Raw genomic sequence first — 15,239 nt, forward strand, 5'->3', positions numbered from 1 at the left:
GATTCATGCGCCGGCGGACTTCAGCCCAGTGCCCTGAGGTGGGCGACCACCGACTCGGCCAGCGCCTCCGGCTGGTAGCCGCCTTCCAGCATGGACCCCACGCGCCCGCCGGCGTGGCGCCGGGCGATGGTACGCAGCTCGGCGGTGAGCCAGGCGAAGTCGTCGGCGTCCAGCATCAGGTCGGCCAGGGGGTCGGCCATGTGCGCGTCGAAGCCGGCCGAGACCAGCAGCAGCTGCGGGGCGAACGCGTCCAGCGCCGGCAGCAGCTCGTCGGCCCAGGCGTTGCGGAACTGGAAGCTGCCGGCCCCCGGCGGCAGCAGCACGTTGTACAGGTTGCCGGCGCCGCGCTCGTGGCCGCGGCCGGTGAGCGGGTACAGATCGGACTGGTGGCTGCTCAGGTAGGCCACCTTCGGCTCGTCGCGGAAGATGGCCTGGGTGCCGTTGCCATGGTGCACGTCGAAGTCGACGATGGCGATGCGCTCCAGCCCGTGCTGGTCGCGGGCGTGGGCCGCGGCCACGGCGATGTTGTTGAGCAGGCAGAAGCCCATCGCGGTGTCGGCCGAGGCGTGGTGCCCGGGCGGGCGCACCGCGCAGAAGGCCACGGCGTCCTCGCCGGCCATCAGCGCGTCCACCGCCGCCACCCCGGCCCCGGCCGCGTGCAGCGCCGCCTGCGCCGAGCCGGGCGAGAGCCGGGTGTCGTCGTCCAGGGACACCACCGTGCCCGCTTCCACCGCCGCCAGCACCTGGTCGATCAGCGCGGCCTCGTGGACCCGGCGCAGGTCGCCGCGGCGTGCCGGCGGTGCCTCGCGCCAGGCCAGCTCCAGGCCGGAGTGGTGCAGGGCCTGCAGCACCGCCTGCAGCCGCTCGGGGCGCTCGGGGTGGTCGGGGCCGGGATCGTGGGCCAGGCAGGCCGGGTGGGTGAAGACGAGCATCCGGCCAAGCTACCGCGGGCCGGACGCCGGCGCCACCGGGGCGACGCGGAGGGGGTCAGTCCGGGGCGTGCCGGCGCTCGCGGCGCCACAGCACCTCGCCCTGGCCGTCGGCCCGGGCCAGCACCCGCGCCAGCACGAACAGCAGGTCGGACAGGCGGTTGAGGTAGCGCAGCGCCTGCGGCCGCACCGCCTCGGCCCGCGACAGGGCCACCGCCTCGCGCTCGGCGCGGCGGACGATGGTGCGGGCCAGGTGGCAGCGTGCGGCGGCCTCGCCGCCGGCCGGCAGGATGAAGTCCTTCAGCGGCGGCAGGCCGGCGTTGTAGCGGTCCAGGTGCCGCTCCAGCGCCTCCACGTCGGCGTCGGTGATGGCGGTGTGGCCGGGGATGCACAGCTCCCCGCCCAGGTCGAACAGCTGGTGCTGGATGGCGGTCAGCAGGTCGCGCACGTCCTCCGGCACGCCCGGCGCGGCCAGCACCACGCCGATGGCCGAGTTGGCCTCGTCCACCGTGCCGTAGGCGGCCACGCGCGGGGCGTCCTTGCCGGTGCGGGTGCCGTCGCCCAGCCCGGTGCTGCCGTCGTCACCGGTGCGGGTGTAGATCTTGGACAGGCGGTGGCCCATGCCAGGCGACCGGCGGGAGGCTCAGTGCTGCGCGGCGCGGGCGGCGCGCAGCAGTGGGGCCACGCGCTCGGCGGCCACCTGCAGCACCGCGGCGATGGCGGTGTAGCCCGCGGCGGTGCCCATGTAGCCCGGCAGCCAGTCGAGGAAGTTCTGCCACCAGCCGGCCAGGGTCGGCTCGGCGACCACGCCGCTGTACCAGTAGAAGGTGCCCTGGGCCACGAGCTGGCAGGCGGTCACGGCGACCAGGAAGGCGGCCAGCAGGCGGCCGGCCGCGGCCAGGTCGGCGCCCCGGTAGTGGCGGCGCAGCCAGGAGCCGCCCATCCACAGCAGACCGTAGGCCGGGATCAGGCCCCAGTAGGCGGCCGAGACGCAGTAGTGGTCCCAGAAGGCCATGCTGTGGCTGGAGATCACCACCCAGTCGATGCCCATGGCCAGCGCCATCAGCAGCGGGAACACCGCGCGGCCCCAGCCGCGCAGCAGGAAGCCGCCGACGAAGAACACCGCCCAGGTGGCGTCCGGCGGCGAGAAATGGTCGAACACGTGCGCACGCGAGGCGGCCATCAGCAGGGCCAGGACGGACAGAAGGAAGAAGCGGGACGTGTTGGCGGTCATGGCACACGGTGGGTGAAGACTCGACCGGCATTCTAGCCGACCCCGGCCGCCGGCGGCGCGCGGCGGGAACGGCGGCGCTGGCGCGTATCATGTGCCGATGATCCCCACCCATGACGTGCTCATCGTCGGCGGCGGCCTGGTCGGCGCCAGCCTGGCGATCGCCCTCGACGGGCTGCCCCTGGACGTGGCCCTGGTCGAGGCCACTCCGCCCGGCGAGCTGCCGGCGGTGTTCGACCAGCGCAACCTCAGCCTGGCCGCCGCCTCGGTCAACGCCCTCACCGCCCTGGGCGTGATGGAGCAGCTGCGCGCGCCCACCGGGCCGGTGCGCCGCATCCACGTCAGCCGCGCCGGCGATTTCGGCAGCGTGAAGCTGGAGGCGGCCGACTACGGCCGCGAGTGCTTCGGCCGGATCGTGGTGGCGCGCGACTTCGGCCAGGCACTGGAGGCGCGCCTGGCGCGGGTGGGGCGCCTGACCCGTTACCGGCCGGCGCGCTTCCTCGGCCTGGAGCCGGGCGAGGGCGGGCTGCGCCGGGTGCGCCTGGCCACCGCCGAGGGCGGGGAGCTGCGCCTGGACGCGCGCCTGCTGGTGGCCGCCGACGGCACCGCCAGCGGGGTGCGCCAGGCCCTGGGCATCGGCGTGCAGCGCCACGACTACGGCCAGACCCTGTTCGTGGCGCGCGTGCGCGCCAGCCGCGCGCCCGACGGCACCGCCTGGGAACGCTTTACCGCCAGCGGCCCGACCGCGCTGCTGCCGCGCGGCGACCGCGCCTTCGGCATCGTCCACGGCGTGCCCACGGCGCAGGCCGAGGCCGTGGCGGCATTGGACGAGCGTGGCTGGCTGCAGCGCATCCAGGACGTGTTCGGCTGGCGCGCCGGCCGCTTCCTCGAATCCGGCCCGCGCAGCGCCTACCCGATCGCACGGGTGGTGGCCGCGGCACTGGCCGCGCCGCGTGCGGTGCTGCTGGGCAACGCCGCGCAGACCGTGCATCCGATCGGCGCCCAGGGCTTCAACCTGGGCCTGCGCGACGCCCTGCCCCTGGCCGGGCTGCTGCGCGCCCATGCCGGCGACCCGGGCGACGAGGCCCTCCTGGCGCGCCATGTGCGACAGCGCCAGGCCGACCGCGAACGCACCCTGGCCTTCTCCGACGGCCTGGCGCGGCTGACCTCCAACCCCTCGCCGCTGCTGCGTCCGCTGCGCAGCCTGGGCCTGCTGGCGGCCGACCGCGCCGCCTGGCTACAGGCCTGGCTGGTGGGCGGGGCCATGGGCCTGCGCGGCGACGTGCCGGAGCTGTGCCGATGAGCCGCGTGCGCCTGGACGTGGTGGTCGCCGGCGGCGGCGTGGTCGGCGCGGCCTGTGCCCTGGCCCTGGCGCGCGCCGGCCTGGAGGTGGCGCTGGTGGATCCGCAGCCGGCGCCGTCCTGGTCGCGGGCCGAGCCGGGCCTGCGCGTGGTAGCGCTGGCACCGGACGCGGCCGACCTGCTGGCCCGCCTGGAGGTGTGGCCGCAGGTGCTGGCCGCGCGCGTCCAGCCCTACCACCGCATGCGCGTGTGGGACGCGGCCGGCGGCGGCGAGCTGGCCTTCGACGCCGGCACCCTGGGCCGCCCGGCGCTGGGCTGGATCGTGGAGAACGACCTGCTGATCGAGCGCCTGCGCGCGGCCCTGCCGGCGGCGGGCGTGCGCGTGCACTGCCCGGGCAGGGTCGAGTCGCTGGAGCAGGACGCGGCCGGCGTGCGCCTGCGCCTGGACGACGGCACCCGCCTGGACGCGCGCCTGGCCGTGGCCGCCGACGGCGCGGCCTCGGCGCTGCGGCGCATGGCCGGGGTGGAGGTGGACGCGCACGACTACGGCCAGCGCGGCGTGGTTGCCTACATCGGGACCGAGCGCCCGCACGAGGACACCGCCTGGCAGCGCTTCCTGCCCGGCGGGCCGCTGGCTTTCCTGCCCTTCACCGAGGGACGCTGCTCGATCGTGTGGACCCTGCCGCAGGAGGAGGCCGCGCGCGTGCTGGCGCTGGACGATGAGGCCTTCGCCGTGGCCCTGACCGACGCCTCGGCGGCGCGCCTGGGCCGGGTGTGGCCGGTGTCGCGCCGTGCCGCCTTCCCGCTGCGCCGGCAGCTGGCCCGGCAGCAGGTGGCCGGGCGCGTGCTGCTGCTGGGCGACGCGGCGCACGTGGTGCATCCACTGGCCGGACAGGGCGTGAACCTGGGCCTGCGCGACGTGGCCGCCCTGCTGGCCACGGTGGAGGAGGCGGCGCGCCGGCACGTGGACTGGTGCGCGCCGCACCGCCTGCAGCGCTGGGCGCGCACGCGCCGCGCCGACAACGTGCTCTCGGCGCACGCCTTCGAGGCGATCAACCGGCTCTACTCCAACGAGCACCCGGCCGCCGTGCTGGTGCGCGGACCGCTGCTGGGCCTGGCCGGGCGCCTGCCGCCGGTGCGGCGCGCGCTGTGGCGGCACGCCGCCGGCGTATGAGCCGCTAGCGGATCCAGCCGGACAGTTCCTCGCGGTCCAGGCGGCCGTCGTTGTTGGCGTCCACCGCGCGGAACTCGTCCAGCAGGGTGGGGTTGGCCGCCGCTTCGCGGCGGTCGATCATGCCGTCACCGTTGGCGTCCATCGCCTCGAAGTCGATGCGGTAGTCGCCGACGACGCTGTCCGGCTCGACCGAACGGACCACGATCTTCTCGTCGTGGTCGCGGGGCAGCACCACCATGCCGGTCTGGCGTTGCAGCGGCTGGCCCTGCGGCGCGGGCGTGGTCTCGGGCAGCGGCAGGGCCTGGACCGCGCCGGATCCGGGGCCGTCGAAGGCGAGGGCGTGGGCGGCCAGCAGCAGGCCGGCGCAGGAGCAGGGCAGGACGGAAACGCGCATGGCATGCATCTCCCCATGGACACGGCCAAATGCTGGCGCGGCGACAATGAAGTGCCGGTAAACCCGCCCGGCTCCCCGGCGCGGATGCGTTCCTCGCGGCCGGGCTGCGCCCTGCAGGGAGCCGCGTCCGCGGCGATCCGGCCGGCATGTCCGTGCCGGCGTTCGAGCGCCACGTGCGAGATGGGCGATCGGGGGCATCGCGTCGTCCGCGACGACCATCCGGTGCTCCCCCCGGGCGCATCCGCCGCGAGCGGACAGGCGTCGCCACCCGCCCCTGTAGGAGCCGCGTCCGCGGCGACCCGGCCGGCATGTCCGTGCCGGCGTTCGAGCACCACGTGCGAGACGGGCGATCAGGGGCGTCGCATCGTCCGCCACGACCATCCGGCGCCCCCGCCCGGGCGCATCCGTCGCGGCCGGGCGGGGCGTCGCCGTTCACGCGGTCCGTGCACAGAGGGACCGGTCGCCGGTGTTCACAGGAAGGGGAAGACCAGCCTGAGGAGGTTGCGCAGCGCACCCTCGGCGCTGCCGGCCCCGGCCCGGGCGCCCAGGCTGTTGAGCGCGTTGCGCACGTCCTGCCAGCCGATCTGCGCCAGGTCCTTGCGCAGCAGCTCGGCCAGCTCCTGCGAGGCCGGGGCCAGCTCGCGCAGCCGGCGCACCACCGCCTCGGTGTCCGGCTGCAGGAAGCCGCTGCGCTCGGCCAGGGCCACCAGGGTGTCGAAGCGCACCGCCAGCACCTCGCGGTTGCGCTCGTACACCGGCAGGCCGCCGGCGTCGAGGATGGCCTGCTCGAAACGGGCGCGGTCGTCCGGGTGCTCGATGCGCACGGCCAGGAAGCCGCCCTTGCGGCTGCGCTCGCTGACATGGCGCGCGCCGGCACGCAGGTTGGCCTCGGTCAGCACGTGGCCGAGGATGCGGCGCAGGGCCTGGTCGGCCGGTTCATCCACCAGCTGCCGCCAGCGCGCATAGCCGTCGCGGCGCAGCGTGCGCAGTTTCGCCGGGGTCACCCGCAGCTGCGCGGCGGCGGTGTGGTTGCTGGCGGCGCGGTCGATGGCGCCGTCGCGCTCCAGCAGCACGAACACCAGCAGCTCCAGGTCGCGCTTGCCCAGCGCGCCGAAGCCCTGCAGCAGCATCTGGCGCAGGAATTCGTCGGCGAAGGCGGACGGGTCGCGGAGTTCGAGGTGGGGCATGGCGGCTTCCTCCCGGTGCGGCAGTATCGGCCGGCGGCCTCGCAGGGCATGAGAATGCCCGAAACCGTGCCCGCGGCCGCCTTCACAGGCCCGCCAGGGATGTGACGCATGCCGCCGTTCGCGCCGCGGCCCAGGCTGTGGCATCGTCGTGCGGCCCGCATGCCTGCGCTCGTCCATCCGGAGGAAGCCATGGGACCCCAGGGACGCACCCGCCGCGAACTGCTGGCCGCCATCGCCGGCGCCGGGATCGGCGCCGCCCTGCCGCCTGCCGCGCGGGCGGCGCCGGTGGCCGGGACATCCGGCGCCGCGTCCGTGCCGCGGCGCAAGGACTCGGTGGGCGTGGCCCTGGTCGGGCTGGGCCACTCCGCCAGCACCCGCCTGGCGCCGGGCCTGCAGCTGACCCGCCACTGCCACCTGGCCGGCATCGTCACCGGCTCGCCGCACAAGATCCCGGAGTGGCAGCGCCGCTACGGCATCCCCGACCGCAACGTCTACAGCTACGACGACTTCGACCGCATCGCCGACAACCCGGACATCCAGGCGGTCTACATCGTCACGCCCAACGACCTGCCCCTGCCGCTGACCCTGCGCGCGGCCGCCGCCGGCAAGCACGTGTGGTGCGAGAAGCCGATGGCGATGGACGCGCAGGAGGCGCGCGCCATGATCGAGGCCTGCCGCCGCGCCGGCGTGCAGCTGACCATCGGCTATCGCCTGCAGCACGAGCCGACCACGCGCCGGCTGATGGCCATGGCCCGCGAGCGGCCCTACGGCCGCATCCTCCAGGTCCGTGCCGAGGCCGGCTTCCACGCCTACGACGACGTGGATCCGGCCCGCAAGCCGTGGCGGCTGCTGCCGCAGCACGGCGGCGGGGCCATGTACGACATGGGGGTGTACGCGCTCAACGCCGCCCGCTACTGCACCGGGCAGGAGCCGGTGGCGGTGCGTGCGCGCCAGGAGATCCACCGTCCACACCTGTTCGAGGGCGTGGACGAGACCATGCATTTCACCCTGGAGTTCGCCGACGGCACGGTGGCCGAGTGCGCCACCAGCTTCGGCCAGGCCATGAACCACCTGCGCGTGGACTGCGAGCGCGGCTGGTACGAGCTCTCGCCGTTCCAGACCTACAGCGGCCTGCGCGGCCGTACCAGCGACGGGCAGACCTTCGCCGACAGCGTGCCGCACCAGCAGGCCAGGCAGATGGACGACGATGCCCTGGCCATCCTCCGGGGCACCGCGCCGCTGGTGCCGGGCGAGGAGGGCCTGCGCGACATGCGCGTGGTGGACGCGGTCTACGCCTCGGCCCGCGCCGGCGGGCAACGCATCGAGCTGGCGCGGGAATGACCGGCGCGCCGGCTCAGGCCGGCCGCGCGAACACCGTGATCTCCTCGCGGTCGTGGTACAGCTGGCGCGTGCGCACCCGCAGCGGGCGCCCGGCCTGCTCGCGGAACAGGTCCAGGCACAGCCGGGTTTCCTGCCAGCGCTTCTTCATCGGCAGCTTGAGGTTGAACACCGCCTGACGGCACCAGCCATGGGCGAACCACTGCGCCATGCGCGCGGCCACCCGGCTGGGCTGCTCGACCATGTCGCAGACCAGCCAGTCCAGCGGCCCGGGCGGCTGCCAGCGGAAGCCGTCGGCGCGCAGGTGCTCGACCAGGCCGCTGTCCAGCACGTGCTGGCGCAGCGGGCCGTTGTCGATGGCCCACACGCGCACGTGGTGGCGGGTCAGCACCCAGGTCCAGCCGCCGGGCGCGGCGCCCAGGTCGGCGGCGCTCATGCCCGGGCGCAGCAGCTGCTCGCGTTCGGCCGCGTCCAGCAGCACCAGGAAGGCCTCCTCCAGCTTCAGCGCCGAGCGCGAGGGCGCGTCCGGGTGCAGCTTCAGGCGCGGGATGCCCAGCGGCCAGGGGGCGCTGTCGCGCGGGTCGGCCAGGGCCAGCAGGGCGTGGTCGCCCGCCAGGAAGCACACATGCAGGCGCGGCAGGTGCGGATCGCTCCCGGCCGCCAGCACACCGGCCTTGCGCAGGGCCGGGCGCAGCGCGTTGCCGAAGCTGCGCGCCAGCGCCGACAGCGGCTTGCCCGCATCGGTGTCCGGATGCTCCACCCAGGCCTCGCCCAGACGCAGGCCGGGCGGCAGCGCGGCCAGCAGCGGGCCCAGCCGGTCCTTCGGATCCAGGCCGCGCAGTTCGGCCAGCAGGCGCAGCTTCTGCCGGGCGAAGACCAGGTCGCGGAAGGGCAGGGCGCGGGCCAGCGCGGCGGCATCTCCGGCGTCGGCGGTGATGAAGCGCACGTGGCCCGCGTCGCGCTCGGCGCGCGCGTAGCCGGGCACGCCGGCCGCGGCGGCGCGTTCGCCCAGTTCGGCGGCCAGGTCGGATTCGAAGCCCTGGCGGCAGTAGCACAGCAGGCCGTGCATGGCGTCAGTAGCGCTCGCCGCCGCCTTCGCCATAGGCGCGCAGCACCTGGCGCGCCTGTTCGCGCAGGAGGTCACGGACCACGGTGATGCCGCGCCGCTCCAGCTCGCCGATCCAGTCGGCCGGCAGCGGGCCCTCGTCGAACTCGGTCAGCTCCATCACGTCCTCGGCGCGCGCGCCGATCAGCAGGCGGTCGATGCCCGCCCAGATGGTGGCGCCGTAGCACTGGCAGCAGGGCTGCGAGGAGGTGGCCAGGGTCACCGGCGAAAGCACCTCGTTCAGGCGCGGCGCCTGCAGGCGCTGCTGGGCGAGCATGTAGGCCATGTTCTCGGCGTGCGCCAGCGAGGTGGCGTGGGGCACCACGCGGTTGACGCCGGCGGCGATGACGCGGTGGTCGGGGCCGAATACCACCGCGCCGAACGGGCCGCCCGAGCGTGCCTCCACGTTGCGGCGCGACAGCTCGATGGCCAGCGCCACCTTGGCCTCGTCGCTTTCGTAGGTGGCGGCCGGGTCCACGACCTCGTGGATCCAGGCCGGCAGGGTCAGGTGTACCTGGGCGTAGAGCATGCTCAGTTTCCGGAAGCGTTGGGGTCGTAGCGGGCCGGCAGGGCCTGGCACCGGCCCTGCACGCACCGGCAGCCGCCGATCTCGGGGAAGCCGCACACGTCCATGCGCCCGTCGGCGCGGCACTGCGCCTGCACCGCGGCCGGGTCCACCGCGGCGTCGCGGTGGACGCAGGCCGGCATGGCGCCGCAGCAGTTGCCCACGTTCTTCACCACGCAGTCGGCGTCGCTGCGGCAGGAACGGTCCGGGGCCAGCGGCGAGGCGGGGGCGGCCGGCCCGGCGGGGGCGGCCGGGGGCGGCGCGGCGCAGCCGGCCAGGACCAGCAGCAGGGCGATGACGGCGTGTTTCATGGCACGGCCCTCCCGGTTGGCGCGGGCGGGCCGGGGGCCCGCCGCGGCTGGCACGGCCGCGGCCGTGCCGGGCGGGTCAGCCCGCCCACGTGTCGCGCAGGGTCACGCTGCGGTTGAATACCGGACGGCCCGGCGCATGGTCGTAGCGGTCGGCCACGAAGTAGCCCAGCCGCTCGAACTGGAACGACTGCTCCGGCTCGGCGGCGGCGGCGGCCGGCTCGACGTAGCCGGTGACGATGCGGCGCGAGTCGGGGTTGATGTAGTCGCGGTAGGTCCTGCCGTCCTCGCCGGCGTCCGGGTCCGGCACGGTGAACAGCCGGTCGTACAGGCGCACCTCGGCGGCCACGGCGTGGCGCGCGCTGACCCAGTGGATGGTGCCCTTGACCTTGCGGTTGGCGCCTTCCATGCCCGGACGCGACTCCGGGTCCAGCCAGCCGCGCAGCTCGACCACGTTGCCGGCCTGGTCCTTGACCACCTCGTCGCAGCGGAAGATGCCGGCGCCGCGCAGGCGCACCTCGCCGCCCGGCACCAGACGCTTGAAGCCCTTGGGCGGGACCTCGGCGAAGTCGTCGCGTTCGATCCACAGCTCGCGCGAGAACGGCACCAGGCGCTGGCCCAGCGACTCGTCCTTGGGATGGTTGGCGAAGGTGAGCTGCTCCTCGTGGTCCTCCGGCAGGTTGGTGATGACCAGCTTCAGCGGGTCCAGCACCGCCAGCCGGCGCGGCGCGCGCGCGTCCAGATCCTCGCGCAGGCAGCCTTCCAGCACCGAGAAGTCGATCACCGAGTTCTGCTTGGAAATGCCCACCCGGTCCACCAGCATGCGCAGCGACGCGGGCGTGTAGCCGCGCCGGCGCAGGCCTTGCAGGGTGTACATGCGCGGATCGTCCCAGCCGTCCACCAGGCCCTCGGCCACCAGCTGGGTGAGCTTGCGCTTGCTCATCACCGTGTAGTTGATGTTCAGGCGCGAGAACTCGATCTGGCGCGGCTTGGCGGCCTCGATCGGCAGGCCCTTGGCCTTCAGCGGCTCCAGCAGCTCGGGGTGGCCGGCCAGGTCCACGTTGTCCACGCACCAGTCGTACAGCGGGCGGTGGTCCTCGAACTCCAGGGTGCACAGCGAGTGGGTGATGCCCTCGATGGCGTCGCCCAGGGCGTGGGCGAAGTCGTACATCGGGTAGATGCACCAGCCGTCGCCGGCGATCGGGTGCGGCATGTGCTTGATCCGGTACAGGGCCGGGTCGCGCAGGTTCATGTTGCCGCTGGCCATGTCGATCTTGGCGCGCAGGGTGCGGCTGCCTTCCGGGAACTCGCCGGCGCGCATCCGCCGGAACAGGTCCAGGTTCTCCTCGACGCTGCGGTTGCGGTACGGCGACTCGCGGCCCGGCTCGGTGAGGGTGCCGCGGTACTCGCGCACCTGCTCGGGCGACAGGTCGCAGACGTAGGCCTTGCCGTCGCGGATCAGCTTCTCGGCGGCCAGGTAGTAGACCTCGAAGTAGTCCGAGGCATGGCGCAGGCTGGCCCATTCGAAGCCCAGCCAGCGCACGTCCTCCTGGATGGCGCGGACGAACTCGGGGTCCTCCTTGGCCGGATTGGTGTCGTCGAAGCGCAGGTTGCAGCGGCCGCCGAACTCCTCGGCGATGCCGAAGTCCAGGCAGATCGCCTTGGCGTGGCCGATGTGCAGGTAACCGTTGGGTTCGGGCGGAAAGCGCGTGCGGATCGCGGTGTGCTTGCCGCTGGCCAGGTCCTCGCGGACGATCTGGCGGATGAAATCGCGCTTTTCCGGGGTCTCGGAGGCGGGCGTGGCGTTTTCGGACATGGCGTGGGCAGCGGAATGCAAACCGCAAGTTTAGCCGACCCCCGGCGCCCCGGTTCGGGGGACGGGCAGGGGCGTCAGGGCGCGGTAACGGCGGCGGGCGTATGCTCGGGCCGTCCCGACCGCGCCGGAGCCCCGCCATGAAGGTCGCCTACCGCGCCCACAACCTGATCGACGCCCACCTGGCCCGGCACGTGCTGGAGGACGCCGGCGTGCCGGCCTTCGTCTTCGGTGAGGATCTGCTGGGGGCGGCCGGCGAGCTGCCGGTGTTCGGCGTGCTGCGGGTGTGCGTGCCCGACGCGGCCTGGCCGGAGGCCGACGCCGCCCTGCAGGCCGCAGGCCTGCGCGGCGGCCCCGACGGGCCGGCCGCGGACCCCGTTCCCGGCCTGCTGCCGGCCTGAACCACCGGAAGGAGACCCGCCATGAGCCTGGAAACGCTGCTGGGCGTGGGGGCGTACAGGCAGCGCATGCCGCGCCCGCAGGACCTGCTGCCCGGCCGCGACGCCCCGCTGCCGCTGCACAACGTCCACCACGTCCACGGCCGGCCGCTGCGCGGCGACTTCCCGGGGATGGAGACCGTCGAGTTCGGCATGGGCTGCTTCTGGGGCGCCGAGCGCCGCTTCTGGCAGCTGCCGGGGGTGTACACCACGGCGGCCGGCTACGCCGGCGGCGGCACCCCCAATCCGACCTACCGCGAGGTCTGTTCCGGCCGCACCGGCCACGCCGAGGTGGTGCGGGTGGTGTACGACCCGGCGCAGGTGGACTTCGCCACGCTGCTGCGGCTGTTCTGGGAAGGCCACGACCCGACCCAGGGCATGCGCCAGGGCAACGACGTGGGCACCCAGTACCGCTCGGTGATCCACTGCCACACCCGCGCCCAGTACCAGGCGGCCACGGCCAGCCGCGCCGCCTACCAGGCGGAGCTGCACCGGGCCGGGCTGGGCGAGATCACCACCGTCATCGCGTACCCGCCGCCGCCGTTCTACTACGCCGAGGACGAGCACCAGCAGTACCTGTCCAAGCACCCGGACGGCTACTGCGGCCTGGGCGGCACCGGGGTGGCCTGCCCGCTCTGAAGCCGGGCGCCGGATGCGCGCAGGCCACCCCGTCCGGGCGGCCTGCGCGGTGGCGGGGCGGGTCAGGCCCCCAGGCGCGCGGCGATGTCGTTGCGCAGCGCGTCCAGGTCGCGGGCGAAGGCGGCGATGCCCTCGGCCAGCTTCTCCGAGGCCATGGCGTCGGCGGCCAGGTCGGCGGCGAAGCGCTCGGCGGGCACCGGAGCGGGGGTGCGCTGCTCGCGCGGCGGCGGCCCCAGCTTCCGCTCCACCGTGCCGGTGGAGCTGTCCAGCTGCTCCAGCAGCTCCGGCGAGATGGTCAGGCGGTCGCAGCCGGCCAGGGCCAGCACCTGGTCCACCGAGCGGAACGAGGCGCCCATCACCACGGTGGCCGCGCCGCGCCGCTTGAATTCGTCGTAGACGCCGCGCACGAAGCGCACGCCCGGGTCCTCGTCGATGCTGGCCGGCACCTGGCCGCGGGCCTTGTGCCAGTCGAGGATGCGGCCGACGAACGGCGAGATCAGGAACGCGCCGGCCTCGGCGCAGGCGATGGCCTGGGTCGGGTTGAAGATCAGGGTCAGGTTGCAGTCGATGCCCTCGGCCTGCAGCTGGCGCGCGGCCTCCACGCCCTCCCAGGTGGCGGCCACCTTGATCAGCACCTTTTCGCGCGGGACGCCGCGCTCGGCGTACATGGCGATGAACTTGCGCGCCTTGGCCACGGTGGCGGCGGTGTCGTGGGCCAGGTCGGCATCCACCTCGGTGGACACCCGGCCGGGCACCAGCGCGGCGAGCATGGCGCCCACGCCCACGGTCAGGCGGTCGGCCACCTCGTCCACCAGGGCGCGACGGTCGCCGGACCGGGAGCGGGCCCAGGCCAGCTCGCGCTCGATCAGGTCGGCGTACACCGGCAGGCCCAGCGCCTTTTTCACCAGCGTGGGGTTGGTCGTGCAGTCGACCGGGCGCAGCCGGGCGATGGCGTCGTAGTCGCCGGTGTCGGCGACGACCACGGACAGTTCGCGCAACTGCTGCAAGCGGGACGGAGTGGAAGCGTTGGCGGTCATGACCTGGCTCGGAAACGGTTGGAGGGACGACGACGGCGGAGCGTAGCCGCACCGGGGTGGACGCGGGGTGGGCGCCGGTGGTGCGGATGCCGTCCGGGCTATGGTAGCGTTATCAGGAAGGGATTTCGCCAGCCACGGGGAGACCGCGGTGGGGCGCCGCTTCCCTTCCCGTGCGTATGGCGCGGGCGTGCGCAAGGGCACGGCCGCGGATGTGCGCGCTGTGTAAGCTTTCTCCGCCTTCCTTCCGGCCAAGCCTCCATGACCGATCGCCTGCGTCGCACCAAGATCCTCGCCACCCTCGGTCCGGCTACCGACCCGCCCGGGGTGCTGGACGCGCTGCTGCGCGCCGGGGTCAATGTCGTCCGCCTCAATTTCTCCCACGGCGATCCGTCTGGGCAGGCGCGCCGCGCCGAGGAGGTGCGCGCCGCCGCCCGCCGCCAGGGTGTGGAAGTGGGCATCCTCGCTGACCTGCCGGGCCCGAAGATCCGCATCGAGCGCTTCGCCGAGGGCAAGGTGACGCTGCAGGCCGGCGCCCGCTTCGACCTGGTGGCCGAGGCCGACGCACCGCCGGGCGACGCCACCCGGGTGGGCGTCAGCTACCTGGGCCTGCCCGACGACGTCGCCCCGGGCGATGTGCTGCTGCTGGACGACGGCCTGGTGCAGCTGCGCGTGGAGCAGGTGCAGGGGCGCCGCATCGTCACCACCGTGCTCAACGACGGCGTGCTGTCCGACCGCAAGGGCCTGAACAAGCTCGGCGGCGGCCTGTCGCTGGGCGCGCTGACCGACCGCGACCGCGAGCTGATCGCCTACGTCGCCGGACTGGGCGTGGACTTCATCGCCGTGTCCTTCTGCCGCAACGCCGAGGACATGGAGGAGGCGCGGCGCATCGCCCGCGAGCACGGCAGCGACGCGTCGCTGGTGGCCAAGATCGAGCGCACCGAGGCGGTGCGCAACCTGTCCGAGATCGTCGAGGCCTCGGACGTGGTGATGGTCGCGCGCGGCGACCTGGGCGTGGAAATCGGTGACGCCGAGCTGCCGGGCCTGCAGAAGAAGATCATCCGCGAGGCCCTGGCCCAGAACAAGGTCGTGATCACCGCCACGCAGATGCTGCAGTCCATGGTGGAAAGCCCGATCCCGACCCGTGCCGAGGTGCTGGACGTGGCCAACGCGGTGATCGACGGCACCGATGCGGTGATGCTCTCGGCCGAGACCGCCGCCGGCGCCTATCCGGTGCGCGCGGTCGAGACCATGGCCCGCATCTGCCTGGGCGCCGAGCGCCAGTTCCAGACCGAGGTGGACTTCAGCAAGGCGCCGCGCAACCTGGAGCGTGCCGACCAGGCCATCGCCATGGCCAGCATGTTCCTGTCCGAGCACGTGGGCGTGAGCGCCATCGTGGCCATGACCGAGTCCGGCGGCACCGCCCGCTTCCTCTCGCGCTTCCGCGCCCGCGCCCCGATCTACGCCTTCTCCCGCCACGCCGGCGCGCGCCGGCGCATGGCCCTGATGCGCGACGTGTTCCCGGTGGACTACGACAGCCGGGGGCAGACCCCGGGCGAGGCCGGGCGCGGCTGCATCCGCCTGCTGGTGGAGGCCGGCCTGCTCAAGCCGGGCGAGCGGGTGATCTTCACCAGTGGCGAGCGCATGGAGACCCACGGCGCGACCAACACCCTGCGCCTGCTCGAGGTCGGCGCCGACGGCAAGGCCAGCGGCCTGGGCGAGCTGTAACCGCTTCCGGCGGCCGTGGCCGGGTGGGCGCGCGGGGGCGGCTATAATCGCCGCCC

Annotated in this window: 16 protein-coding genes; 6 read left to right on the top strand and 10 right to left on the bottom strand. The window is 74.2% G+C overall.

The annotated features are described in order from the left end of the window. Positions 1-20: 20 nt before the first annotated feature. The 3 genes from CR938_RS00765 to CR938_RS00775 are packed head-to-tail and all read right to left on the bottom strand — an operon-like array spanning position 21 to position 2,163. Positions 21-932, bottom strand: coding sequence for a histone deacetylase family protein (locus CR938_RS00765; protein WP_162123172.1), 912 nt, complete (start codon positions 930-932; stop codon positions 21-23). 55 nt (positions 933-987) lie between these two features. Continuing rightward, complete coding sequence (locus CR938_RS00770; protein WP_162123173.1) at positions 988-1,551, bottom strand: cob(I)yrinic acid a,c-diamide adenosyltransferase; 564 nt, start codon at positions 1,549-1,551, stop codon at positions 988-990. A gap of 21 nt (positions 1,552-1,572) precedes the next feature. After that, complete coding sequence (locus CR938_RS00775) at positions 1,573-2,163, bottom strand: hypothetical protein (protein WP_162123174.1); 591 nt, start codon at positions 2,161-2,163, stop codon at positions 1,573-1,575. A 97-nt stretch (positions 2,164-2,260) separates the two neighbouring features. On the opposite strand from CR938_RS00775, the gene ubiH reads away from it, so the two are divergent. Together ubiH and CR938_RS00785 are read left to right on the top strand one after the other, a co-directional pair. Then, entirely contained in the window at positions 2,261-3,463 is a 1,203-nt protein-coding gene (ubiH, locus tag CR938_RS00780; RefSeq protein WP_162123175.1) for a 2-octaprenyl-6-methoxyphenyl hydroxylase, read from the top strand. Then, positions 3,460-4,635: an FAD-dependent oxidoreductase gene (locus CR938_RS00785; RefSeq protein ID WP_162123176.1), complete on the top strand. Its 1,176-nt coding sequence runs from the start codon at positions 3,460-3,462 to the stop codon at positions 4,633-4,635. Before ubiH ends, CR938_RS00785 begins: the two co-directional genes overlap by 4 nt. A gap of 4 nt (positions 4,636-4,639) precedes the next feature. On the opposite strand, the gene CR938_RS00790 is transcribed toward CR938_RS00785, so the two are convergent. Both CR938_RS00790 and CR938_RS00795 read right to left on the bottom strand, forming a co-directional pair. Next, positions 4,640-5,029, bottom strand: coding sequence for an EF-hand domain-containing protein (locus CR938_RS00790; protein ID WP_162123177.1), 390 nt, complete (start codon positions 5,027-5,029; stop codon positions 4,640-4,642). A gap of 470 nt (positions 5,030-5,499) precedes the next feature. Continuing rightward, positions 5,500-6,216: a hypothetical protein gene (locus tag CR938_RS00795; protein ID WP_162123178.1), complete on the bottom strand. Its 717-nt coding sequence runs from the start codon at positions 6,214-6,216 to the stop codon at positions 5,500-5,502. A 189-nt stretch (positions 6,217-6,405) separates the two neighbouring features. Between CR938_RS00795 and CR938_RS00800 the strand changes: the two genes are divergently transcribed. Continuing rightward, positions 6,406-7,557, top strand: coding sequence for a Gfo/Idh/MocA family protein (locus tag CR938_RS00800; RefSeq protein WP_162123179.1), 1,152 nt, complete (start codon positions 6,406-6,408; stop codon positions 7,555-7,557). Between the two features lie 13 nt (positions 7,558-7,570). Here the strand turns inward: CR938_RS00800 and rlmM are convergent, their stop codons facing one another. From rlmM to CR938_RS00820, 4 genes are all read right to left on the bottom strand, one after another. Beyond that, on the bottom strand, positions 7,571-8,623 hold the full coding sequence (rlmM, locus tag CR938_RS00805) for a 23S rRNA (cytidine(2498)-2'-O)-methyltransferase RlmM (RefSeq protein ID WP_162123180.1): 1,053 nt from the start codon (positions 8,621-8,623) through the stop codon (positions 7,571-7,573). A 4-nt stretch (positions 8,624-8,627) separates the two neighbouring features. After that, the gene (locus tag CR938_RS00810; protein ID WP_162123181.1) at positions 8,628-9,188 is read right to left on the bottom strand and encodes a nucleoside deaminase; all 561 of its coding nucleotides are present in this window, start codon (positions 9,186-9,188) and stop codon (positions 8,628-8,630) included. 2 nt (positions 9,189-9,190) lie between these two features. Next, positions 9,191-9,535 carry a hypothetical protein gene (locus CR938_RS00815; protein WP_162123182.1) on the bottom strand — a complete coding sequence of 115 codons (345 nt, stop codon included), beginning with the start codon at positions 9,533-9,535 and terminating at the stop codon, positions 9,191-9,193. 76 nt (positions 9,536-9,611) lie between these two features. Further along, a complete protein-coding gene (locus CR938_RS00820) occupies positions 9,612-11,348 on the bottom strand; it encodes a glutamine--tRNA ligase/YqeY domain fusion protein (RefSeq protein ID WP_162123183.1) in 1,737 nt (578 codons plus the stop codon). 137 nt (positions 11,349-11,485) lie between these two features. Between CR938_RS00820 and CR938_RS00825 the strand changes: the two genes are divergently transcribed. Then, positions 11,486-11,746 carry a putative signal transducing protein gene (locus CR938_RS00825; RefSeq protein WP_162123184.1) on the top strand — a complete coding sequence of 87 codons (261 nt, stop codon included), beginning with the start codon at positions 11,486-11,488 and terminating at the stop codon, positions 11,744-11,746. Between the two features lie 36 nt (positions 11,747-11,782). Continuing rightward, positions 11,783-12,421 (top strand): peptide-methionine (S)-S-oxide reductase MsrA, encoded by a 639-nt coding sequence (gene msrA / locus CR938_RS00830; RefSeq protein WP_162123228.1) that lies wholly within the window; start codon positions 11,783-11,785, stop codon positions 12,419-12,421. A 62-nt stretch (positions 12,422-12,483) separates the two neighbouring features. Here the strand turns inward: msrA and CR938_RS00835 are convergent, their stop codons facing one another. Then, the gene (locus tag CR938_RS00835) at positions 12,484-13,458 is read right to left on the bottom strand and encodes a transaldolase (protein WP_162123185.1); all 975 of its coding nucleotides are present in this window, start codon (positions 13,456-13,458) and stop codon (positions 12,484-12,486) included. A gap of 258 nt (positions 13,459-13,716) precedes the next feature. Between CR938_RS00835 and pyk the strand changes: the two genes are divergently transcribed. Continuing rightward, entirely contained in the window at positions 13,717-15,183 is a 1,467-nt protein-coding gene (gene pyk / locus CR938_RS00840; RefSeq protein WP_162123186.1) for a pyruvate kinase, read from the top strand. The last annotated feature ends 56 nt before the right edge of the window (positions 15,184-15,239 follow it).

It is taken from the genome of Pseudoxanthomonas taiwanensis (assembly GCF_010093135.1).
Classification (GTDB): domain Bacteria; phylum Pseudomonadota; class Gammaproteobacteria; order Xanthomonadales; family Xanthomonadaceae; genus Pseudoxanthomonas; species Pseudoxanthomonas taiwanensis.